The organism is Streptomyces sp. NPDC005784 (assembly GCF_042871525.1).
In the GTDB taxonomy this organism is placed as follows: Bacteria; Actinomycetota; Actinomycetes; order Streptomycetales; family Streptomycetaceae; genus Streptomyces.
Map to the genome: position 1 here is coordinate 462144 of NZ_JBIAIQ010000005.1, position 22789 is coordinate 484932.

Consider the following 22789-nt stretch of genomic DNA (forward strand, 5'->3'; position numbering starts at 1 on the left):
TGGGATGACATGAGCGGAGACGGTCAGGGAAGACGCCACTGGTTCGACGACGAGGCGGGACCGGTGGTCCGTCCGTACGCCATGACTCGCGGCCGCACCACCAGCACGGGCCAGCACCGCCTCGATCTGATCGCGCTGGTGGTCACGGAACAGCACGCCGAGGACCCCGAGGCGGACCACACGCTGTCCCCGGAACACGTGGACATCGTCGAACTCTGTCGTGGCGTCCCCCAGTCGGTCGCCGAACTCGCAGCCGAACTCGATCTGCCCATCGGAGTGGTGCGGGTCCTCATCGGGGACCTGGTGGACGACGAAATGGTGCATGTGACACGCCCCGTACCCCCTGCCGAACTGCCGGACGAGAGTATTCTGCGCGACGTGATCAGCCGCCTCCGGGCGCTCTGAGCTGGGCGGAAACGGGGAACAGACGTGACAGGCTGGCAGTTCTGGGTCGACCGGGGCGGTACCTTCACGGACATCGTCGCGCGATGCCCCGACGGTCGGCTGCTGACGCACAAGCTGCTCTCCGACAATCCGGCCCGCTACGCCGACGCGGCCGTCGCGGGCGTCCGTGAACTCCTCGGCAGCGAAGGGGACGCCGCGGGCGCCCCGGTGGACGCCGTCCGCATGGGCACCACCGTCGCGACCAACGCCCTCCTGGAACGCAAGGGCGAGCGCACGCTCCTCGTCACCACCAGGGGCTTCCGCGACGCCCTGCGCATCGCCTACCAGAACCGCCCCCACATCTTCGCCCGCGCGATCGAACTCCCCGAACTGCTCCACGAGCGGGTGGTCGAGGTCGACGAACGGATCGCCGCCGACGGCACCGTCCTGCGCGCCCCCGACCTGGACGCCCTCGTCGCACCCCTCCAGGAGGCATACGACGACGGGATCCGCGCGATCGCCGTGGTCTGTATGCACAGCCACCTCCACCCCGCCCACGAACAAGCCGTGGGCGAGCTGGCGGCCCGCACCGGCTTCTCGCAGATCTCCCTCTCCAGCGAGGTCAGCCCGCTGATGAAGCTGGTGCCGCGTGGTGACACGGCCGTCGTCGACGCCTACCTGTCGCCCGTGCTGCGCCGCTACGTCCAGCACGTCGCCGCCGAACTCCGGGGCGTACGGCTGATGTTCATGCAGTCCAACGGAGGCCTCGCCGAGGCGGGCCAGTTCCGCGGCAAGGACGCCATCCTGTCCGGACCCGCCGGCGGCATCGTCGGCATGGCCCGGATGTCGCAGCTCGCCGGCTTCGACCGCGTCATCGGCTTCGACATGGGCGGTACGTCCACGGACGTCTCCCACTTCGCCGGAGAGTACGAGCGGACCTTCACCACCCGGATCGCCGGGGTCCGGCTGCGCGCCCCCATGCTGGACATCCACACCGTCGCCGCGGGTGGCGGATCGGTGCTCCACTTCGACGGCTCCCGCTACCGCGTGGGCCCCGACTCGGCCGGCGCCGACCCCGGACCCGCCTGCTACCGCAACGGCGGTCCGCTGACGGTCACCGACGCCAACGTCGCACTCGGCCGCATCCAGCCCGCCCACTTCCCGAAGGTGTTCGGCCCCGGCGGGGAGCAGCCCCTCGACGGCGCCCTGGTCCGCGACCGGTTCAACGCCCTCGCGCACGAGATCCGAGAGAGGACCGGAGACGACCGCACCGCGGAGCAGGTCGCCGAGGGCTACCTGCAGATCGCCGTGGCCAACATCGCCAACGCCGTCAAACGGATCTCCGTACAGAAGGGCCACGACGTCACCCGCTACGCGCTGACCACCTTCGGCGGCGCCGGTGGCCAGCACGCGTGCATGGTCGCCGATTCCCTCGGCATCCGCACCGTCCTGGTCCCGCCGATGGCAGGCGTCCTGTCCGCCCTCGGCATCGGACTCGCCGATACGACAGCCATGCGCGAACAGTCCGTCGAGGCGCCCCTCGAACCGTCCTCGATGCCCGGCATCCTCAAGACGGCCGACGATCTGGAGGGCGCCACCCGCGCCGAACTCCTCGCCGAGGACGTTCCCGAGGACCGCATCCGGATCACCCGCCGGGCCCAGCTCCGCTATGACGGCACGGACACGGCGCTGACCGTCGAGCTCACCGAGCCCGGCACCATGAACCACGCCTTCGAAGAACGTCATCGCGCCACCTACTCCTTCACTCTCGACCGCCCGGTCGTCGTCGAAGCCCTCTCCGTGGAAGCCACCGGTCTCACCGAAACCCCCGATCTCTCCGCCCTCGCCCCCTACCGGGCCGCACCCGCATCCCGCTCGGCCACCCCGGAGACCGTCAGCCTTCACACGGGAGGCACCTGGCGCGAAGTGCCCCTGCACCGCCGCGAGGAGCTCCCGCCCGGCGAGACCGTGAACGGACCCGCGATCATCGCCGAAGCAGGCGCGACAACCGTCGTCGACGACGGCTGGCGGGCCGCGACGACCCACGACGGGCATCTGGTCATGGAACGCGCGGCGATTACGGAGAGTTCCGAACTCGACACGGAAGCGGATCCCGTTCTGCTCGAGGTCTTCAACAACATCTTCATGTCCATCGCGGAACAGATGGGCGCACGCCTGGAATCGACCGCCCAGTCCGTCAACATCAAGGAGCGCCTGGACTTCTCCTGCGCCCTCTTCGACCCCGACGGCAACCTGGTGGCCAACGCCCCGCACATCCCGGTCCACCTGGGCTCGATGGGGACCAGCGTGCAGGAGGTCGTCCGGCGGCGCGGCGACACCATGCGGCCCGGCGACACCTACGCCGTCAACGATCCCTATCACGGCGGCACCCACCTCCCCGATGTCACCGTGATCACCCCGGTCTTCGACACGGAGGGTGAGCGGATCCTGTTCTACGTCGCCTCGCGCGGCCACCACGCCGAGATCGGTGGCATCGCCCCGGGCTCCATGCCGGCGAACAGTCGCACCATCGACGAAGAGGGCGTCCTTTTCGACAACTGGCTGCTCGCCGAGAACGGCCGCTTCCGGGAGGCGGAGACACTGGCCCTGCTCACCGAGCCGCCCCACCCCTCGCGCAACCCGAAGACCAACCTCGCCGACCTGCGCGCACAGATCGCCGCCAACAGGAAGGGCGTCGAAGAAGTCGGCCGGATGATCGAGGACTTCGGGCTCGATGTCGTCCAGGCGTACATGAAGCACGTCCAGGACAACGCGGAGGAAGCGGTGCGCCGCGTCATCGACACGCTCGAAGACGGCGAGTTCGCCTACGAGACCGACTCAGGGGCGGTCATCCGTGTCCGCGTCTCGGCAGACCGCGAAACACGCTCCGCCACAGTCGACTTCACGGGCACGTCCGCACAGCTCACCACCAACTTCAACGCGCCCTTCGCCGTGGTCAACGCCGCGGTCCTGTACGTCTTCCGCACCCTGGTGGACGACGACATCCCGCTCAACGACGGCTGTCTGCGCCCCCTGCGCATCGTGGTGCCGCCGGGGTCGATGCTCGCCCCCGAGCCCCCGGCCGCCGTCGTCGCCGGCAACGTGGAGACGTCCCAGGCGATCACCGGCGCCCTCTACGCGGCCCTCGGCGTGCAGGCCGAGGGCTCGGGCACCATGAACAACATCACCTTCGGCAACGAGCGCCACCAGTACTACGAGACCGTGGCCTCCGGATCGGGTGCGGGCGACGGCTTCCCCGGCGCCCCCGTCGTACAGACCCACATGACGAACTCGCGGCTCACCGACCCCGAGGTCCTGGAGTGGCGACTGCCCGTCCGGCTCGACGAGTTCGCGATTCGACGCGGCAGCGGCGGCCCCGGACACTGGCGGGGCGGCGACGGCGCCGTACGCCGTATCCGGTTCCTGGAACCGATGACCGTCTCGACGCTCTCCCAGCACCGCAGGGTGCCGCCGTACGGCATGGCGGGTGGCGAGCCCGGTGCGCTCGGCGCCAACCGGGTGGAGCGCGCCGACGGTACCGTCACGGAACTCGGCGGAAGCGATGCGACGGACGTCGGACCCGGCGACGTGCTCGTCATCGAAACCCCCGGCGGCGGGGGCTACGGCCCACCGCCGCACGACCCCCATCAAGCAGGAGAAGAGATCGATGATCTTCGGGCGTTCTGAGCGCGGCAAGCCTCCGGTCGAGCCCGTCACGCTCAAGATCCTGGTGGCAGGCGGCTTCGGCGTGGGCAAGACGACCCTTGTCGGCGCGGTCAGCGAGATCAAGCCGCTGCGCACCGAGGAACTCCTCACCGAGGCGGGCCGGCCCATCGACGACACCAGTGGCGTGGAGGGCAAGCACACCACCACTGTCGCCATGGACTTCGGCCGGATCACGCTGCGCGAGGACCTGGTGCTCTACCTGTTCGGGACCCCCGGCCAGGACCGTTTCTGGTTCCTCTGGGACGAGCTCGCCACGGGTGCCCTGGGCGCCGTCGTGCTGGCCGACACCCGCCGTCTGGAGGACTGCTTCGCCGCGGTCGACTACTTCGAACGGCGCTCCATACCCTTCGTGGTCGGAGTCAACTGCTTCGAGGAAGCCGCCCTTTACCCCGCGGAGGACGTCCGCCAGGCCCTCGACCTCGACCCTGGTGTGCCCGTCGTCCTCTGTGACGCGCGGGACCGGGAGTCCGTCAAGGAGGTCCTCATCCGCGTCGTCCAGCACGCGATGGCGTACGCCGCCGCCCGCCGCGAGAGCGTCACGACCTGACGCGGGCGCGGCGCCGCGGCCGTCACGACGCACAGGGGCGGCCCGTACCCCCGCCGACAGGGGTACGGGCCGCGGTCATGCACGCGCGCGTGGTTCACGTGAGAACCACGCACGCGTGGACACCTGTTTCGCGCCGACGCGCCGCCCGCGCCGACAGCGCGGGTGCAGGGGTCATTCGATGGTGTCGTCGTGCCAGCCGAAGCTCTTCTCCACCGCCTTGCGCCAGTTGTGGTACTCGCTGTCGCGCACGGAGGCCTCCATGGACGGCGTCCATTCGACGTCCTTCTGCCAGTGCGTCTTCAGCTCGTCGAGGTCGTTCCACACCCCGGTCGCGAGTCCGGCCGCGTACGCGGCGCCCAGGCAGGTCGTCTCGGAGACCTTCGGGCGGATCACCGGTACGCCGAGGACATCCGCCTGGTGCTGCATCAGCAGATTGTTCTTGGTCATGCCACCGTCCACCTTCAGGGTGGTGATCTGCACCCCGGAGTCCTGGTACATGGCGTCCACGACCTCACGCGTCTGCCAGCTGGTGGCCTCCAGGACCGCGCGCGCGAGGTGCGCCTTCGTGACGTACCGCGTGAGACCGGTGATGACGCCACGCGCGTCCGAGCGCCAGTAAGGGGCGAACAGACCCGAGAAGGCGGGCACGATGTACGCGCCGCCGTTGCCCTCGACGCTCGCCGCCAGCGTTTCGATCTCGTCGGCGGAACGGATGATGCCCAACTGGTCCCGGAACCACTGCACCAGCGCGCCCGTGATCGCGATCGACCCTTCGAGGCAGTAGACCGGCGCCTCGGTGCCGATCTTGTATCCCATGGTCGTCAGCAGTCCGTGCTTCGAGGGAACGGGCCTGTTGCCGGTGTTCAGCAGCAGGAAGCTGCCGGTGCCGTACGTGTTCTTGGCCGTGCCGACGTCGTAGCAGGCCTGCCCGAAGACCGCCGCCTGCTGGTCGCCGAGCGCCGACGCGACCGGGACACCGCCGAGTTGGCCCACGGCGGTGCCGTACACCTCGGCGGAGGACCTGATCTCGGGGAGTACCGCTTCGGGGATGTTCATCGCGGAGAGGATGGACGGGTCCCACTGGAGGGTTTCCAGGTTCATCAGCATGGTGCGCCCGGCGTTGGTCACGTCGGTCACGTGCCGCCCGCCGTCCGTGCCACCGGTCAGGTTCCAGATGAGCCACGAGTCGATGGTGCCGAAGGCGATCTCACCGCGCTCGGCGCGCGTGCGCAGGCCCGGGACGTTGTCGAGCAGCCAGGCCGCCTTCGGCCCGGAGAAGTAGCTCGCGAGGGGCAGGCCGGTCTGCTCGCGGAAGCGGTCCTGACCGTCCGGGCCGCCCAGTTCGTTGCAGAGCGCCGACGTGCGGGTGTCCTGCCAGACGATCGCGTTGTGGACGGGCTTGCCGGTGGCGCGGTCCCAGAGAACCGTTGTCTCGCGCTGGTTGGTGATGCCGAGCGCGCTCAGCTGGTCGGCGCGCAGCCCGGCCTTGGCGATCGCTCCCGCGACCACGGCCTGCACCTTGGACCAGATCTCGGTGGCGTCGTGCTCCACCCAGCCCGGTTTGGGGAAGATCTGGCGGTGTTCGCGCTGGTCGACGGCGACGATCGCGCCGTCCCGGTCGAAGATGATGCAGCGGCTCGAGGTGGTGCCCTGGTCGATTGCGGCGACGTATTTCTCGGCGTGGTCCGTCATGTCGTCCCCTTACGTGTTCTTCGTCAGGAGGCTGAGTTCTCGTCAGGAGGGTGGCTGGGCCTTCGTCAGGCGGCTGCGCTTCCGGGGTGGCCGCGTTCCGTCAGAAGGCCACGTTGTAGATCCCGGCGCCGATGGCGGCACCCGCGATCGGGCCGACCACCGGAATCCAGGAGTATCTCCACTCCGAGGTGCCCTTGTTGGGAATCGGCAGCAGCGCGTGCGCGAGGCGGGGTCCCAGGTCGCGGGCCGGATTGATGGCGTACCCGGTCGGGCCGCCCAGGGAGAGGCCGATGCCGACGACGAGGAAGGAGATGAGCAGCACCGGCAGACCCGCGTCGCCGATGCCCGCGACGTGCTTGCTGCCGCCGACCAGCCCGAGAATGGGCAGCATCAGGGCGGCCGTGGCGATGATCTCGGTGATCAGGTTCTGCACCGGGTTGTCGATCTCGGGGCGCGTCGAGAAGATCCCCAGCGTCTCGATGGCCTTGTCCTCCTCGGCGTTGAGGTTGAACTGGCCGAGGTAGAGCAGCCAGCACAGGACCGCCCCGATGATGGCTCCGGCGAACTGCCCGAGGAGGTAGAAGGGCACGTCCGACCACTTCGTCGAGCCCTCGATCGCGAATCCGATGGTGACCGCCGGGTTGATCTGCCCTCCTGACAGCGGTGCCGCGGTATAGGCGCCGGCGAGGACGCCGAAGCCCCATCCGAAGGCGATGACGACCCAGCCCGCTCCCTGGGCCTTGGACTTGTTCAGCGTGACAGCGGCGCACACACCCGCGCCGAACAGAATCAGAATCGCGGTGCCGATCAACTCGCCGACAAAGATGTCTCCGTTGCTCATGGCGGCTCCTAGGCTCTCGCCCGGGGCGATCCGCTCCGGGCCACCGTGCAGGGTGCGTTTCCCATGGCTACTTCAGCCGAAGGCAGGGAGATCCCGCGCCCCGCTCGGCGTCCGTGACGAGCGTGCCGTCGCAGCGGAATCGCCCGTGGGGGACGGCCCTGGGTACAGGTCGGAACCCGAGCGGAGCGGTGCTTGAAGACGCCCGAATGCGGCGATGCCGACTGACACCCGGAAGTGTTCTCCGGCGCCCGGGGGGCGTCAAGGTCGCGGACTGCAACGGTTCGAGGGCGCAAAGAGGACGCGCCGCGGAGGGACGCGTGCGTCGTACGAGCGGACCATTTCCGGGAAGCCGGGAAGCCGGGAAGCCGGGAAGCCGGGAAGCCGGGAAGCCGGGAAGCCGGGAAGCCGGGAAGCCGGTCAGCCGGTCAGCGTCTGCCCGTACGGCTCCATCGGCGCGCCCCCCGTGCCGCGGAGGATCTCATGACCGGGCAGCCCCGCCCGCCCCAGCACCCAACTCGCCCCGTCCAGAACCTTGGCGGCCTGCTTGAGGGGTGCCAGCGAGGTGGCCGCCTGCCGGTGGTCGATCACGCTGCCGGGGGCGCACAGCACCGTGGCCAGCGACAGGGTGACGGCGCGGCCGCCGGCCGCCCAGGGTGTGTCGAGCACCGAGGAGACCAGCGGGTCGAGGGCGTCCGGGTCGGCGAGAACCAGGAAGTCGTCGCCGCCGATGTGCCCGACCAGCGTCGTCTCGGACGCCGAGAGCTGCAACGCCCGCCCGACCGCCCGGATCAGCTCGTCGCCGGCCGCGAACCCCGCTCCGTCGTTGACCTGCTTGAAGTGGTCGATGTCCAGCCAGCTCAGAGCGAACATCCGGCCGTCCGCGATCCGCCGGTCCACCTCCCCGGTGATCGCGTCCGAACCGGGCAGCCGGGTCAGCGGGTTGAGCCCCGCCGCCTCCTCGACCCGGCTCTCGGACAGCGCCCGTACGAGGTCCGCTAGGCGTACGACGCCCACACACCGTCCGTACCGGTCGACGACCGCGACATCGTCGGACGTACGGTCCCGGTCCCCGTCCGCGACGACGTCGAGCACTTCCCAGGCCGTGGCGTCGACGCCGACCGTACGCGGTGGATCACCGAGCTTGGAGGCGGGCCGATCGGCGTACAGCGCATGCCCGTAGCGCCCGGACATCGACAACAGGAAGCGTGACCGGTGCACCGAGCGGACCGGCATCCCGGACGGGTCCACGAGCAACACCCCGGACACGTCGGGCGACCCGGTGAGCAGTGCCCTGACCTGTCCGGCCGACGCGGTGGTCGGCAGCAGCGCGGCCGGGCGTACGAACTGCCGTACGGACGGCCCGGACCGGGGCGCGCTGCGGACGCCGGGCGACAGCGCCGGAACGTATACGTCCGCCGAGGGCAGCCGGGCGGGCGGTGCGAACAGTTCGCCCTGCGCGAGCTGCGCGCCCGCCGACACCGCGGCGGCACACTGCAGTTCCGTCTCGACCCCTTCGACGGACAGCAGCGCGCCGAGCTGTTCGCACAGTGTCCGCATCGCGCGCACCGCGGCGGGCCGCGACAGCAGGGACACGTCGAGCTTCATCAGCTCGGGGGCCAGATCCGTGAGCAGGCGCAGCGGTACGTCGCCGTCGCCGATGCCGTCCGCGCAGATCCGGAAACCCTCGCCGCGCACCGCGGCGACCGCCTCCAGCAGGGCGTGCTGCGGCACGTGCGTGTACGGCGGGCCGACGTCGACGGTGACCTCCCAGGGCAGCCGCCCGGCTTCCCGCACCTCGTTCCGCAGTGCCGAGAGGCTGCCGAGGTCGGCCAGGGTTCCGGCGAACACGTTGACGTGCAGGGGCAGCAGTGTCTCCCTGCGGGCGGCGGCCCGGATGGCCAACGCGGCCAGCCTGCCGTCGAGTTCGGGGTCGCGGCGGGCCTGAGCCAGGATGTCGCCGGACTCCGGACGGGCGAGTATCTCCAGCGCCGCGACCCCTCCGGTCGTCAGATTGACGACCGGCTGGAAGGCGAAGCGGACAGTATCCGTCCAGGAGGGCACAGCAGCATAGTGCCGCCGTCGGCGTACGCCGGTGGGCGATTCATGAGGAGTTCACGCAGGATTCCGGGGTCGTCACAGTGGGTGTGTACGAGCCCCCTGGCGGCCCGCACGCGCTTCCCGACCGAGGGGGGTTCGAAGGCCGTGCCGTCCGGGTCGGGCGGGGTCGGTCCTCGGGCCGGCGGCGCGGGGCCCGGTCCTCCGAAGCCCCGGGTCCGGCGTGGACCACCCCGGGGCTACCGCACCGCCACGACCGAAGAGCCGTGTCCGAACAGCCCCTGGTTCGCGGTGATTCCCACATGCGCCCCGGCGACCTGCCGGGCACCCGCACCGTCCCGCAACTGCCACGTCAGCTCGCACACCTGGGCGATGGCCTGCGCCGGAACGGCCTCTCCGAAGGAGGCGAGCCCGCCGCTGACGTTCACCGGTATGCGCCCGCCGAGCGCCGTGGCGCCCTCGCGCAGCAGTTTGGCGGCTTCGCCCTCCCCGCAGAGCCCGAGGTCCTCGTACCACTGCAGCTCCAGGGCCGTCGACAGGTCGTACACCTCGGCGAACGAGAGATCATCGGGCCCGATACCCGCCTCCTCGTACGCCGCCCGGGCGATGGACGACCGGAAGGTCCCGGCCGCGGGCTCCACCGCGACCGCCGAGTCCGTCGCGATGTCCGGCAGATCCAGCACCGTGTTGGGATAGCGCGGTGTCACGGTCGACACCGCGCGGATCCGAACCGGCTCGGATGCCCCGTGCCTGCGCGCGAACTCCATGCCGGCCAGCACCACGGCCGCGCCGCCGTCGGACGTCGCGCAGATGTCGAGCAGCCGCAGCGGATCGGCGACCACGGCCGACGCGGCGACCTCCTCGACCGTGACCCTCTTGCGGTAACGGGCATGGGGATTGAGTGCGCCCAGGGCCGCGTTCTTCACCTTGACCTGGGCGAAGTCCTCCAGGGTGTCGCCGTACAGAGCCATCCGGCGCCGCGCGTACAGCCCGAAATACGTCGGATTCGTCGCCCCGAGGACGCGGAAGCGCAGCCAGTCCGGATCGTCCTGCCGGTCCCCGCCGGCGGGGCGGAAGAACCCCTTGGGTGCCGCGTCGGCGCCCACCACGAGGACCACCTCCGCGAGACCCGAGAGGATCTGCGCACGTGCCGTTCCGAGTGCCTGCGCCCCGGACGCGCACGCCGCGTACACGCTCGCGACGCGTGCCCCCTGCCACCCCAGCGCCTTCGCGAACGTCGCCCCCGCCACGTACCCCGGATAGCCTCCGCGCACGGTGTCCGCGCCCACGATCGAGTCGACGTCCCGCCAGTCGATCCCCGCGTCGGTCAGTGCCGCGCGCGCCGCCGCGACCCCGTACTCGACGAAACTCCGCCCCCACTTGCCCCATGGGTGCATCCCCACGCCGAGCACCGCCACATCACCGCTCACACCGCCACTCCCGTCCGCCATGTGCCTCTCATGCCGTCACCCCTGTCGGCCGCCAGTGCCACGTCGTCCAGGTCGTCTCCCTGTCCTCGTTCAGCACACCGGGGACGATCTCCACCTCCATGCCCACCGTCAGGTCGGCGACGGTGATCCCGGGAGCCGCCTGGCCGAGGACCACGAGGCGCTCGGATTCCAGCTCCACAGCGATCAACGCGCAAGGCTTCCACGAGAGTTCCGGATCGGTCACATAGGGTGACGGCGGTCGGTACCGGCTGTCGGTGTACGACCAGACGCGGCCACGGGGGGACAGCGGCACCTCGGCCAGCTCGCCGCCCGTACACCCCGGATTGCGGCAGAAGGCGTCCTCGCGGGGGAAGAAGACCGAGGTGCACGCCGAGCAACGTGTGCCGAGCAGACGGAAGTCGTTCCCTTCCCCGGTGAACCACCCGGCGACCACAGGTGTGCGTGTGCGCGACACGATCCCTCCACTGCACTGGATCTGACGGGACGTCAGAAGTGTGCCACGGGCAACAGGAATTGGGCAGGGCGTCCGGGCGAACCAACGGGTGCCCTTCTGGCGTCGGAGTACCTGCCGGGGCGGCCGGGGCCCACGGGGGTGGTTCCGGCCGCTCCGCCCGGGCCGCCCCGTCCCGGCCGCCCAGTTCGGCCCACTCTGAAGACGTCCGTCCGGTGATCGGCTACAGTCCGCGGCGTGTCCGCAACCCCGCACCCACCCGCCGACTTCGCGCCCGATTCGCACTGCTCGAGCTGTGGCGCCCCCTACGGAGAGGGCATCTCCGGCTGGCCCCGCACCTGCGCCGCCTGCGGCACGGTCGCCTACCGCAACCCGCTGCCGGTCGCGGTGGCCATGCAGCCCGTCTACGACGACAGGGGCGCCTCCTTGGTCGTCATCACCCGGACCATCGCCCCCGCGCGCGGGGGCGTGGCCCTGCCCGGGGGATTCATCGACCACCGGGAGGACTGGCGGCACGCCGTCGTGCGCGAACTCAAGGAGGAGACGGGCATCGACGTGGCGAGCAGGGAAGTGCGGCTCGCGGACGCGATGAGCTCTCCCGCGGGCCATCTGCTGCTCTTCGGGCTCCTCCCGGAACGCCCCGCCGCCGAACTGCCGCAGTCCGCCGCCACCGACGAGACGGAAGGCTGGCATCTGCTGCGCCGGCCGGCCGAACTCGCCTTCCCGCTCCACACCCTGGCGGTCCGCGCCTGGTTCGAGGGACGGTACATCTGAGGATCAGGGTGTCCCCAGCCCCCGCACCCGTACGGGATACGGCGGCTCGCTCAGACCCCCCGCGCCTCCGGCCCGTCGCACCACCACCTCGTCCCCTTCCCAGCGGGTCACATAACGCTCGGCCTCCGGTTCCTCCCACCCGTCGCCCGCGTCCGGCACGACGAGCCCACCTCCGCTGCGCCCGCGCGCGGGCGCCCACGCCTCCAGCTCCAGACCACCGTCGGCACCGCGGACGGGCAGGACGGTACCGGCCCGTGCGAGCACCGGATTCCGCGACAAGGGGGCGTCGACCAGCACCTGCGCCGGCCCTTCGTACGCCTCCTCGGTGACCGTGTCGTACCAACGTCCCCGCGGCAGTTGCACCGCCCGCCGGACCGCCCCGTGGTCCATTACGGGCGCCACGAGGAGGCAGTCGCCGAGCAGGAAGGCGTCCTCGCAGTCGCGCAGGGCCCGGTCCTCCGGATTGCCCCACCACAGCGGCCGGACGTACGGGGCACCGGTGCGGCGCGCCGTATGCGCCAGCGTCATGAAGTACGGGAGCAGCCGCCGCCGTTCGAGGAGTGCCACGCGCGCGTGCTCCAGGACCTCGTCACCGAACTCCCAGGGCTCCCTGCGCCCGGCTCGCAGGCTCGCGTGGGTACGGAACAGCGGGAGGTACGCCCCGAGCTGGAACCACCGCAGATAGAGCTCGGGCGACGGGCTGCCGTCGAAGCCGCCCACGTCGGGTCCCGAGTAGGGCACCCCGCACAGCCCGAGCCCCATCACCAGGGACAGCGACGCCCGCAAGCCCGGCCAGCCCGTGGCCACGTCCCCGGACCAGGTCCCTCCGTAGCGCTGCAGTCCCGCCCATCCGGAACGCGAGAAGAGGAACGGCCGCTCCTGGGGCGCGAGTTCACGCAACCCCTCGTAGGCGGCTCGGGCCATGCCCAGCGCGTACACGTTGTGCGCCTCGCGGTGGTCACCGCCACGGCCCTCCAGGGAGTGCCGCGCGGAACGCGGCAGTGTCGACTCCCCGAAGGCCGTGAACGACGTCGGCTCGTTCATGTCGTGCCAGAACCCCGCGAACCCCTGAGCCAGCCGCTCCTCGTAGAGCCTGCCCCACCACGCACGCGCCCGAGCGTTCGTGAAGTCCGGATAGACGGATTCCCCGGGCCATACGACCCCCCGCACGAGTTGCCCCGAGGCGTCCCGCACAAAGGCGTCCTCGGCGAGACCGCTGTCGTACACGGCGTTGCCCGGCTCCGCCTTGACCGCCGGGTCGATGATGGAAACCAGGCGGATTCCGTCGCGCCGGAGCTCCTCCGCCAGCACCGGAAGCTTGGGGAACCTGTCGCGATCGACCGTGAACACCTGGTGGGCGTCGTAGTGGTCGATGTCCAGGTGCACGGCGTCCAGCGGCAGGCCGCGCTCCCGATAGCCGGCGACGATTCTGCGCACCTCCTGCTCACTGCCGAAGCCCCACCGCGCGTGCTGGTGTCCCAGTGCCCATGCGGGCGGCAGCGCGGCGGCGCCGGTCAGCGACGCCCAGGAGTGCAGCACGCGCGCGGGAGTCCCCACTATGACCCAGCAGCGCAGCGGGCCCCCGTCCATGCGCAGCTCGCACGATCCGGCCCGGTCGTGCCCGGAGCCGGCGCCCTCCTTGCCCTCGCGCAAGGTCACGGTGCCGTCCCACGAGGTGTCGTGGAACACGAGATGCGTGGCCGCGTCGGCGACCACCATCTGCACGGGCATCGTGAGGTACAGCGGATCGTCGCCCGGCCCGAAGGCCTGTCCGGGGTCCGTGTTCCACAGTCGGTACGTCCCGTCGCGCAGACGGGACCCCGCGGCCCGTCCGCCCAGACCGAAGAAGCGTGCGTCGGCCGCCACTTCGGAGCGCTGCATCCAGCGTGCCGTGCCGCCGTCGACGGGCTCCCACCACCGGGGCGGCAGATCGCGACGCATGATCACCCCACCGGGGGTAAGCACCTGGATCGCGCCGTGCCGTGAGACCACGATCGTGACCCGCTCGGCCACGACCCGCCAGCCGCCGTCCTTGTCCGGCTCCAGGACGGCCCGTGGGTCCGGCTCCGGGCGGCGGCCCGCGAGGGCGTACGACGGCTCCGGCGCGACCGCGTCCCAGCCCCAGAACACCGCTCCGCCCACCGTGACCGTGATCCGCAGCTCCGAGCGCGTGAAGCGGACGACGCCGCCACCGGGCCCCGGCTCCACACCGAGCACCGGCCCGGGTACCCGCGCCCGCTCGGCGCCCCGCTGCGGCAACGCGGTGGCGTCGGCACGCCTCCTCCGCCACGCGGCTCGCACCGTGAGCAACCCCTGAGTGGCACCCCCCGAGCCGATCGCTTTCACCGAACGCACCAGGTCACGACCGTCCATGCTGCTCACCCTGCCACTACCGGCGCCCGATGAGTGAGTCGTTCAACTGCCGTTCACCTGTAGTGACGCCACATCTTCATGTCGCGGACTATGTGTGGCGTGCCCTGGTGCAGAAGTCGATCACATGGCATCGTCCGTGTCAGCCGCGTGACGCGCACACCCCCGCTCGTGCGCGACCGACGCACACGACGCGCACAGTCCGGGAGCCGCCCCATGTCCACCACGAATCCCTCACCGCTCTGGCAGCCCACCGACGAGGTCATCGCCCAGGCGCAGGTCACGAAGTTCCAGGCCTGGGCGGCCGAACGGCACGGAGCCCCGTCCGACGGCGGCTACGCGGCCCTGCACCGCTGGTCGGTCGACGAGCTGGACACGTTCTGGAAAGCCGTCACCGAGTGGTTCGACGTGCGGTTTTCGACCCCCTACGCGCGCGTGCTCGGCGACCGCTCCATGCCCGGTGCCGCATGGTTCCCCGGAGGGTCCCTCAACTACGCGGAGCACGCCCTGCGCGCCGCGGAGACCCGCGCGGACGAACCAGCCCTCCTGTATGTCGACGAGACGCACGAGTCCGTCCCCGTGGCGTGGTCAGACCTGCGCCGCCAGGTCGGCTCCCTGGCGGCCGAACTGCACACCCTCGGCGTACGCCCGGGAGACCGCGTCAGCGGCTACCTCCCGAACATTCCCCAGGCCGTGGTCGCCCTGCTCGCCACAGCCGCTGTGGGAGGCGTCTGGACGTCCTGCGCCCCCGACTTCGGCGCCCGCAGCGTCCTCGACCGCTTCCAGCAGGTCGAACCCGTGGTCCTGTTCGCCGTCGACGGCTACCGCTACGGCGGCAAGGAGCACGACCGCCGGGACACGGTCGCCGAACTGCGCCGTGAACTGCCCACCCTGCGCGCCGTCGTGCACATCCCGCTGCTCGGCACCGAGGCACCCGAGGGCGCCCTGGACTGGTCGGCCCTGACCACCGCCGACGTGGAGCCCGTCTTCGAGCAGGTCCCCTTCGACCACCCCCTGTGGGTGCTCTACTCCTCCGGCACGACCGGCCTCCCGAAGGCCATCGTCCAGTCCCAGGGCGGCATCCTCGTCGAGCACCTCAAGCAGCTCGGCCTGCACTGCGACCTGGGCCCCGAGGACCGCTTCTTCTGGTACACGTCCACCGGCTGGATGATGTGGAACTTCCTCGTCTCCGGGCTGCTCACGGGCACCACGATCGTGCTGTATGACGGCAGCCCCGGGTACCCGGACACGGGTGCCCAGTGGCGCATCGCCGAACGCACCGGAGCGACCCTCTACGGGACGTCCGCCGCGTACGTCATGGCGTGCCGCAAGGCGGGCGTCCACCCCTCGCGCGACTTCGACCTGTCCCGGGTGCGCTGCGTCGCCACCACCGGCTCGCCGCTGCCGCCCGACGGATTCCGCTGGCTGCACGACGAGGTCCGCGAGGACCTGTGGATCGCCTCCGTCAGCGGCGGCACCGATGTGTGCTCCTGCTTCGCCGGAGCGGTACCGACGCTCCCGGTGTACATCGGCGAACTCCAGGCCGCCGGCCTCGGCACCGACCTCCAGTCCTGGGACCCCAGCGGAAAGCCCCTGACCGACGAGGTCGGCGAACTGGTCGTCACCAACCCGATGCCGTCGATGCCCATCCGCTTCTGGAACGACCCCGACGGCAGCCGCTACCACGACAGCTACTTCGACACGTATCCCGGAGTATGGCGCCACGGCGACTGGATCACCGTCACTTCACGAGGCTCGGTGATCATCCACGGCCGCTCCGACTCGACGCTCAACCGGCAGGGCGTGCGCATGGGCTCGGCCGACATCTACGAAGCAGTCGAGCGACTCCCCGAGATCAAGGAGTCACTCGTCATCGGCGTCGAACAGCCCGACGGCGGCTACTGGATGCCGCTGTTCGTCCACCTCGCCCCCGGAGCCGTCCTGGACGAGGCTCTCCTGAACCGCATCAAGGGAACCATCCGGGAGCAGCTCTCCCCGCGCCACGTTCCCGACGAGGTCATCGAAGTACCCGGAGTGCCCCACACCCTGACCGGCAAGCGCATCGAAGTGCCCGTCAAACGCCTCCTCCAGGGCGCCCCCATGGAGAAGGCCGTCAACATCGGCTCCGTGGACGACGTCGAACTCCTGCGCTTCTACGAAGAGCTGGGCCGCGAGCGCGGCTGATCAGCCTCCGTAGGTGGCCTCGGACTCGCCGAGCACAGCGGCGAAGTCCGAGGCCAGGCGCACGGCGTCGGCGGGTGGGAGTTCCGCGACCGAAATACGTACGCCGGGCGCGGCCGAGGTCCTGAAGCGCGCGCCCGCGGCGACCCACCATCCGTACGAACGCAGCCCGTTCACGACGGCGGACTCGTCCCGGACGGGTACCCAGACGTTCATCCCGCTCACACCGTGGGCCTCCACGCCGCGGTCGGCGAGCTCACGGAGCAGCGCGTTCCGACGCAGCGAGTACGTCTCCTGGGCGCGCGCCACCAACGCGCGCGTGCCCTCGTCCGTCATCAGCCCGTACACCGTCTCCTGCAGCAGATGACTGACCCAGCCCGACGTCAACAGCAGGCGACCGTCGTGACGGGCCAGCGTCGTCGGATCACACGCCGCGGCCGCCCACCGGAGATCGGTCCCCAGGAACTTGCTCACCGTGCGCACATGGACCCAGCGGTTCAGTGCGCCCGAGGCCAGGGTGTGCAGTGGCGCGTCAGCGACCGACGACGCGTGATCGTTCTCCACGACCAGAACCTCGGGGTCCTCATGGAGCACGTGGACGAGCGCGTCCCGCCGTTGTCCCGAGAAGCTGCCGCCCCAGGGATTCTGCGCCCGCGGACTGCACACCACTGCGCGTACCCCCGCCCGTAGAGCCGCCCGCAGGGCCTCCGGGCGGATGCCCTGGTCGTCCACCGCGACCGGAACCGTGCGCAGTCCCAGCGCCGTGACCAGATCCAGCAGATGGTGATAGCCGGGATCCTCCATCGCGACCGCGTCCCCCGGACGCAGCTCCACCGAAAGCAGCCGCCCGATCAGATCCAGCGCACCATGAGCGAACGTCACGTGCTCGGCCGGCACTCCGTCGGGCTCCAGCCAGTCCCGCACCGCATCCTCCAGCCGCGTCAGGCGCGGCGTACTGCGATGCGAGCGCGCACCGGGGGAGAGCCGCGACGGCGGCACCAGCCGGGGGAGCAGTTGGGGGTCCGGATGCCCGCCCGCCAGATCGCGTAGCCCGTCCGGCACGCGCGGCGGCCGCCGTGACGCCACCGCGGGCGCGGCAGCGACCACGGTCCCGCCGCGCCCGCGGGTCACCACGATCGCTCGCTGCCGCAGTTCCTTGTACGCCGTCGCGACCGTCCCCGGGCTCACGCCGAGCCGGTCGGCCAGACCGCGCACGGGAGGGAGTGCCGTGCCCGGCTCCAAAGCACCTTCAGTCACGCCGCGTTCGACGGACGCGGCAATTCCCTTGGCTGTCGTGCCGTCGATCGAATATTGTGTTGCCACGTTGCCAAGTATGTATCAATACATAATCCGGGGCAAGGGGGAGCAGTGAGTCCGACGCGCCGAGCAGCCGGATGGTCGACACGCATTCCAGGAGGCCCCGACGGCCGAAGAATGCTCTGGATCGCCCTGGTCGACCGCATCGGCAGCGGCCTGTGGGCATCCGTCTCCGTCCTGTACTTCACCTACGTCACCGGTCTCTCGATCGCACAGATCGGCACCCTCGTGGCGGCGGCCGGAGCCGTCGGCATCGCCGGCGCACCCCTCGGCGGGCGCATCGCCGACCGCCTGCCGCTCACCCGGGTCCTGATCGCACTCCAACTCCTGCGCGCCCTCGCCTCCTTCGCTCTGCTGACCACCGACAACTACGTCCTGCTCGTGGCGTTCTCCGCAGCGGGCAGCTTCGGCGACCGTGCCGCGAACGTCCTCACCAAGCTCTACGCCACCCGCGTCTCGGGACCCGACCGGGTCCGCTACCAAGCCGTCAACCGCACCGTGGCCAATGCCGGTTGGGCCCTGGGAGGCCTCGTCGCGGCCGGCGCCCTCACCGTCGGAACCACCGCCGCGTACCAGTGGCTGCTCGCGGGCGACGCCCTCTCGTTCGTGGCAGCCGCCCTCGCGACTGCCCGCTGCGGCGAACCGTCCTCGGCCACCCGCACCATCACCACATCGAAGGACCCCGTTCCCGCGACGCCACCGGCCAGTCCCTGGCGCGACCGCACGTACCTCGCCTACGTCGCCACCGAGACCGTCCTCTTCCTCGACGACGCCGTGTTCAAGGTCGGGCTGCCCCTGTGCATCGCCCACTCCGACAGAGCTCCCCATGGCCTCGCACCGCTGCTGATGGTCCTGAACAACGTGATGGTCGTGACCCTCCAGGTCCCCCTGGCCCGGTTCGGCGCCACAACGGCCGCGGCCCGTGCGCTGCTCATCCCGCTCTCCGCCTTCTTCGCCCTCGGAGGCGTCACCATGGCGCTCTCGGCCAAGGGCGGAGCCGTGGCCGTGACCGTCTTCCTGACCGCAGCGGCCACCACTTTCACGGTGGCGGAGATGCTGCACGCCACCGTCTCCTGGGAACTCTCCGTGGCCCTCGCCCCCGACGCGGCGCAGGGCGCCTACCTCGGCGTCCACGGACTGGCGCCGGCCGTGCAACGCAGCATCGGACCACTCGCCGTCACCGCGGCCATCGCCACCGGCCCCCTCGGCTGGACCCTCTTCGGCACGACCATAGCCATGACCTGCATGTTTCAGCATCGCATCGTGCGCGACCGGCTCTCCCGCCCCGCATTGTCAGTGCCGCCCGTTACTGTGAGTGAGCATTGATCGACTGTGCACAGGGGGAAACATGGCGAACACCCAGCACCACACCATGCGACGCGTCCTGCGCCGCGAAATCGCCGGCACCATCGGCCTGCTGACCGACGAACAGGACTTCCGGGCGATGCGGCGGTACCGCACCTTCGCCTTCGACGACCACACGACCTATCTCCGGCAGGTCGAAGCCCTGCTCAAGACCCTCGCCGCCCAGGGCAGCCACACCACGGTCGCGCTCTTCGACCCCGAGGAGTACGCCGCATACTGTGCCGAAAGCGGCCTTGAACCCGACACCCCGGTCAGCCGCACCCGCTTCACCGCGCAACTGGCATCGACCGGCCCCACGGTTCCCTACGACGGACAGTCCCTGGACGAGCTGGTTCCGGACCTCGTCGACGAAGCGGTCCGCCGAGCCACCTGGGAGTACGCGACCAGTCTTCTGGCCCGCATCGGCACCTGTGCGACCTGCGGTGAGGACATCGGCCGCGCCTCCTTCATCCGCGCCGCCCACCTCCTCACCCGCGTCGTCGACACCGCGGGCCCGGGCGACCTCCACCTCGTGTGCAGCGTGTCGACGGCGCCCGACACACTCGTCGCCGTGCTGAGGGCGGAGGGCCGCACCGAAGGCGCCACACGCCTCGACGAATCCGAAGCCCTCGAATTCACCACCGTCCTGGCCCTCGGCATCGCCACACGAAGCGCCGGCGGACTCGTCATGCGCACCACCGCACCCGACACCACCGACCGCGTCTACGGATGGCGCCTGCGCGGCGAAGACCTGGAGCCCCTCACCGCCGGGGAGGTGTTCGACGCCTACTGCACCGACATCGATTCCGGCGATCTCGTCTCCCCGGAATCGGGCGTCGACTACTGCGCACCACCCGACCTCGGAGACGAGGGGAGGGGGACGGGCCACACGCACTGATCGCGAGAGGGGCGCCCCATCCGCAGATGGAGCGCCCCTCTGTACCGCCAACCGCTGTCGCTCGGTGGACGGCGCGGTCCGGCTACTCGCCTGACAGCACCGCCTGCGCCGCTGTGCGCGCCTCTTCCGCCGTGTCCGTGGCACGTGCGGCCGAGGCGGCGCGCTCGCACTGGGCCAGCGTGTACTTCGCCAGCGTCGCCCTCACATAGGGGATCGACGCGGCACCCATCGACAGGGAGGTGACGCCCAGACCGGTCAGCACACAGGCCAGCAGCGGGTCCGACGCGGCCTCACCGCAGACACCACAGCTCTTGCCCTCGGCCTTCGCCGCCTCGGCGGACAGCGCGACCAGGTCGAGCAGCGCGGGCTGCCACGGGTCCTGCAGACGGGACACCGCGCCCACCTGACGGTCCGCGGCGAACGTGTACTGCGCGAGGTCGTTGGTCCCCAGGGAGAGGAACTCGACCTCCTGCAGAATCGACCGTGCCCGCAGCGCGGCCGACGGGATCTCCACCATCGCGCCGAACTTCGCCTGCAGCCCGGCCGCACGGCACGCGTCCGCGAACGCCTTGGCGTCCGTGCGGTCCGCGACCATCGGAGCCATCACCTCGAGATAGACCGGCAGCCCCTCCGAAGCCTTCGCGAGAGCGGTGAGCTGCGTACGCAGCACATCAGGGTGGTCGAGCAGCGAACGCAGACCCCGCACGCCGAGCGCGGGATTCGGCTCGTCGGCCGGAGTCAGGAAGTCCAGCGGCTTGTCCGCGCCCGCGTCGAGCACTCGCACCACGACACGGCCTTCGGGGAAGGCTTCGAGCACCTGGCGGTACGCCTCGACCTGCTTCTCCTCGGTCGGCGCCTGCTTGCTGTCATCGAGGAAGAGGAACTCGGTACGGAACAGACCGACGCCCTCGGCACCGGCCTCCACGGCCGCCGGCACGTCGGCCGGACCGCCGACGTTGGCCAGCAACGGCACCTTGTGTCCGTCGGAGGTGGCACCCGGACCCGTCGAGGCGGACAGTGCCGCCTTGCGCTGGGCCGCCGCCGACTCCAGCTGGGCCTTCTTCTCCGCGCTCGGCTCCACGAAGATCTCACCGGTACTGCCGTCGACGGCGATCACGGTGCCTTCGGCGAGTTCCCCGGCCCCGGGGAGCGCCACGACGGCCGGTACACCGAGCGCACGCGCCAGGATCGCGCTGTGGCTGGTAGGCCCACCCTCCTCGGTGACGAAGCCGAGGACCAGGGTCGGGTCCAGCAGCGCCGTGTCGGCGGGCGCGAGGTCACGCGCGATAAGGACATAGGGTTCGTCGCTGTCCGGAACGCCCGGCATGGGCACGCCGAGCAGCCGCGCGACGATACGGTTCCGCACGTCGTCGAGATCGGCCACGCGTCCGGCGAGGTACTCACCGGCACCGGCCAGCAGCGCCCGATACGCGGCCAGCGCGTCGTAGACCGCACGCTCGGCCGTACTGCCGACGGCGATCCGCCGGTCCACATCGGCCATCAGCTCGGGGTCCTGGGCCATCATGGCCTGCGCCTCGAGTACCGCCTGGGCTTCGCCCCCCGCCAGATTGCCGCGCGCAATCAGGTCGGCTGCCACAGCTTCCACGGCCTTGCGGGCGCGTCCCTGTTCGCGCGCCGCGTCCTCCGGCGGAATCTGCTTGGCAGGCGGTTCGAGAACCGCCGTCCCCATGTGCCGAACCTCGCCGATCGCCACACCGTGGCTCACGCCGACGCCTCGCAGCGTTGTCTCCATCTAACCCTCCCCGATAGTGCGGCGGGTATCGCCGCCGTGATGGTTGCCGAACGCGCCGTCCAGGACAGCGTTGAGGTCACTGCCAGCCGAAGAGTTCGTCGCCGGCCTTCACGTCGCCGTCCTCGCGGACGTCGGAGAGGGAGTCCGCCGTGGCTTCCAGGGCCACTACCGGGCACACCGGGGATTTGCCGGCCGCCTCGACGGCGGCGGGGTTCCACCGCACGACGCTCTGGCCGCGCGTTACGGTGTCCCCCTTGTTGACGAGCAGCTCGAAGCCCTCGCCATTGAGCTGCACGGTGTCGATGCCCAAGTGCGTGAGTACGCCGTGGCCCTCGCCGTCGACGACGACGAACGCGTGCGGGTGAAGGGAGACGATCACGCCGTCCACGGGAGCGACAGCCTCCGAGGGTTCACGCACGGGGTCAATCGCCGTACCGGGGCCGACCATCGCTCCGGAGAACACGGGGTCCGGTACCGCGGCGAGTCCGATGGCGCGTCCTGCAAGAGGGGACGTCACGGTGGTCATGGGAAGCCTCCGAGGGGGTGGAGATCTATACGGGCCGTCACTGTCTGTCCCGGACAGCGCACTGTTGAGCAGGATATGTCATATGAAGTGCCGGTTCCGCGCGAGAGATCCCGGTTGGCGCCGTAGAGCACAGGGCAAACGATTTGCGCCTGCTCCCGCACCCCATGTACAGTCGTACTCCTGCTTGAGGCTGAGCGGCGTGACCAAGCGTCGTTGCCCGGCAGCACCCAACTTGTCAGATCCTATCTCGGGGTCCTGTTTCGCATGTCTGCGGGACGGTGGTCAGGGAAACGGAAAAGCACTGATAGAGTCGGACTCGCCGGAAAGGGAAACGCGAAAGCGAATCACCTGGAAAGCACCGAGGAAATCGGATACGGAAACGGCCTGATAGAGTCGGAAACGCAAGACCGAAGGGAAGCGCCCGGAGGAAAGCCCGAGAGGGTGAGTACAAAGGAAGCGTCCGTTCCTTGAGAACTCAA

Annotated in this window: 17 protein-coding genes; 7 read left to right on the forward strand and 10 right to left on the reverse strand. The window is 70.4% G+C overall.

The window, feature by feature from the left end:
* Positions 1–9 precede the first annotated feature (9 nt).
* Genes ACFYR3_RS12425 through ACFYR3_RS12435 form a run of 3 tightly spaced genes read left to right on the forward strand, consistent with a single transcriptional unit; the run spans position 10 to position 4657 of the window.
* Positions 10–405, forward strand: coding sequence for a DUF742 domain-containing protein (locus tag ACFYR3_RS12425; RefSeq protein ID WP_355839366.1), 396 nt, complete (start codon positions 10–12; stop codon positions 403–405).
* Positions 406–429: 24 nt separating this feature from the next.
* Positions 430–4071 (forward strand): hydantoinase B/oxoprolinase family protein, encoded by a 3642-nt coding sequence (locus ACFYR3_RS12430; protein ID WP_389282691.1) that lies wholly within the window; start codon positions 430–432, stop codon positions 4069–4071.
* Positions 4052–4657, forward strand: a complete 606-nt coding sequence (locus ACFYR3_RS12435) for an ATP/GTP-binding protein (protein ID WP_355839362.1) — start codon at positions 4052–4054, stop codon at positions 4655–4657. The genes ACFYR3_RS12430 and ACFYR3_RS12435 overlap by 20 nt, the downstream gene beginning before the upstream one ends.
* A gap of 171 nt (positions 4658–4828) precedes the next feature.
* On the opposite strand, the gene glpK is transcribed toward ACFYR3_RS12435, so the two are convergent.
* The 5 genes from glpK to ACFYR3_RS12460 all read right to left on the reverse strand — a co-directional run bounded on the left by glpK (position 4829) and on the right by ACFYR3_RS12460 (position 11129).
* Positions 4829–6349: a glycerol kinase GlpK gene (gene glpK, locus ACFYR3_RS12440; protein ID WP_355839360.1), complete on the reverse strand. Its 1521-nt coding sequence runs from the start codon at positions 6347–6349 to the stop codon at positions 4829–4831.
* A gap of 100 nt (positions 6350–6449) precedes the next feature.
* Positions 6450–7190: an MIP/aquaporin family protein gene (locus ACFYR3_RS12445; protein WP_355839358.1), complete on the reverse strand. Its 741-nt coding sequence runs from the start codon at positions 7188–7190 to the stop codon at positions 6450–6452.
* 417 nt (positions 7191–7607) lie between these two features.
* The gene (locus ACFYR3_RS12450) at positions 7608–9251 is read right to left on the reverse strand and encodes a GGDEF domain-containing protein (protein ID WP_355839356.1); all 1644 of its coding nucleotides are present in this window, start codon (positions 9249–9251) and stop codon (positions 7608–7610) included.
* 233 nt (positions 9252–9484) lie between these two features.
* Positions 9485–10675, reverse strand: coding sequence for a lipid-transfer protein (locus ACFYR3_RS12455; protein WP_389282725.1), 1191 nt, complete (start codon positions 10673–10675; stop codon positions 9485–9487).
* A gap of 28 nt (positions 10676–10703) precedes the next feature.
* Entirely contained in the window at positions 10704–11129 is a 426-nt protein-coding gene (locus ACFYR3_RS12460; RefSeq protein ID WP_355839972.1) for a zinc ribbon domain-containing protein, read from the reverse strand.
* Between the two features lie 255 nt (positions 11130–11384).
* Between ACFYR3_RS12460 and ACFYR3_RS12465 the strand changes: the two genes are divergently transcribed.
* On the forward strand, positions 11385–11921 hold the full coding sequence (locus ACFYR3_RS12465; protein ID WP_355839354.1) for an NUDIX domain-containing protein: 537 nt from the start codon (positions 11385–11387) through the stop codon (positions 11919–11921).
* A 3-nt stretch (positions 11922–11924) separates the two neighbouring features.
* On the opposite strand, the gene ACFYR3_RS12470 is transcribed toward ACFYR3_RS12465, so the two are convergent.
* Positions 11925–14294: a TIM-barrel domain-containing protein gene (locus ACFYR3_RS12470; RefSeq protein WP_355839353.1), complete on the reverse strand. Its 2370-nt coding sequence runs from the start codon at positions 14292–14294 to the stop codon at positions 11925–11927.
* A gap of 213 nt (positions 14295–14507) precedes the next feature.
* Here ACFYR3_RS12470 and ACFYR3_RS12475 point away from each other — a divergent pair, with 213 nt between their 5' ends.
* Entirely contained in the window at positions 14508–16475 is a 1968-nt protein-coding gene (locus ACFYR3_RS12475; RefSeq protein WP_389282694.1) for an acetoacetate--CoA ligase, read from the forward strand.
* Here the strand turns inward: ACFYR3_RS12475 and ACFYR3_RS12480 are convergent, their stop codons facing one another.
* Entirely contained in the window at positions 16476–17795 is a 1320-nt protein-coding gene (locus ACFYR3_RS12480) for an aminotransferase class I/II-fold pyridoxal phosphate-dependent enzyme (protein ID WP_355839349.1), read from the reverse strand.
* A gap of 111 nt (positions 17796–17906) precedes the next feature.
* Here ACFYR3_RS12480 and ACFYR3_RS12485 point away from each other — a divergent pair, with 111 nt between their 5' ends.
* Together ACFYR3_RS12485 and ACFYR3_RS12490 are read left to right on the forward strand one after the other, a co-directional pair.
* On the forward strand, positions 17907–19115 hold the full coding sequence (locus ACFYR3_RS12485) for an MFS transporter (protein ID WP_389282696.1): 1209 nt from the start codon (positions 17907–17909) through the stop codon (positions 19113–19115).
* A 22-nt stretch (positions 19116–19137) separates the two neighbouring features.
* Entirely contained in the window at positions 19138–20031 is an 894-nt protein-coding gene (locus tag ACFYR3_RS12490; RefSeq protein WP_389282698.1) for a hypothetical protein, read from the forward strand.
* 82 nt (positions 20032–20113) lie between these two features.
* Here ACFYR3_RS12490 and ptsP read toward each other — a convergent pair whose 3' ends face one another.
* The 3 genes from ptsP to ACFYR3_RS12505 form a co-directional block, all read right to left on the reverse strand.
* Positions 20114–21784, reverse strand: a complete 1671-nt coding sequence (ptsP, locus tag ACFYR3_RS12495; protein ID WP_355839343.1) for a phosphoenolpyruvate--protein phosphotransferase — start codon at positions 21782–21784, stop codon at positions 20114–20116.
* 76 nt (positions 21785–21860) lie between these two features.
* Positions 21861–22310 (reverse strand): PTS glucose transporter subunit IIA, encoded by a 450-nt coding sequence (locus tag ACFYR3_RS12500; protein ID WP_355839341.1) that lies wholly within the window; start codon positions 22308–22310, stop codon positions 21861–21863.
* A 282-nt stretch (positions 22311–22592) separates the two neighbouring features.
* Positions 22593–22789 (reverse strand): hypothetical protein (locus ACFYR3_RS12505; protein ID WP_389282700.1); only part of this gene is annotated, 197 nt, incomplete at its 5' end.

What these genes read in the sequence shown, in the direction of transcription:
- ACFYR3_RS12425 (WP_355839366.1), top strand. Translation starts at nt 10, where the DNA reads ATGAGCGGAGACGGTCAGGGAAGACGCCACTGGTTCGACGACGAGGCG.
- ACFYR3_RS12435 (WP_355839362.1), top strand. Translation starts at nt 4,052, where the DNA reads ATGATCTTCGGGCGTTCTGAGCGCGGCAAGCCTCCGGTCGAGCCCGTC.
- glpK (WP_355839360.1), bottom strand. Translation starts at nt 6,349, where the DNA reads ATGACGGACCACGCCGAGAAATACGTCGCCGCAATCGACCAGGGCACC.
- ACFYR3_RS12445 (WP_355839358.1), bottom strand. Translation starts at nt 7,190, where the DNA reads ATGAGCAACGGAGACATCTTTGTCGGCGAGTTGATCGGCACCGCGATT.
- ACFYR3_RS12470 (WP_355839353.1), bottom strand. Translation starts at nt 14,294, where the DNA reads ATGGACGGTCGTGACCTGGTGCGTTCGGTGAAAGCGATCGGCTCGGGG.
- ACFYR3_RS12475 (WP_389282694.1), top strand. Translation starts at nt 14,508, where the DNA reads ATGTCCACCACGAATCCCTCACCGCTCTGGCAGCCCACCGACGAGGTC.
- ACFYR3_RS12485 (WP_389282696.1), top strand. Translation starts at nt 17,907, where the DNA reads ATGCTCTGGATCGCCCTGGTCGACCGCATCGGCAGCGGCCTGTGGGCA.
- ACFYR3_RS12490 (WP_389282698.1), top strand. Translation starts at nt 19,138, where the DNA reads ATGGCGAACACCCAGCACCACACCATGCGACGCGTCCTGCGCCGCGAA.
- ptsP (WP_355839343.1), bottom strand. Translation starts at nt 21,784, where the DNA reads ATGGAGACAACGCTGCGAGGCGTCGGCGTGAGCCACGGTGTGGCGATC.
- ACFYR3_RS12500 (WP_355839341.1), bottom strand. Translation starts at nt 22,310, where the DNA reads ATGACCACCGTGACGTCCCCTCTTGCAGGACGCGCCATCGGACTCGCC.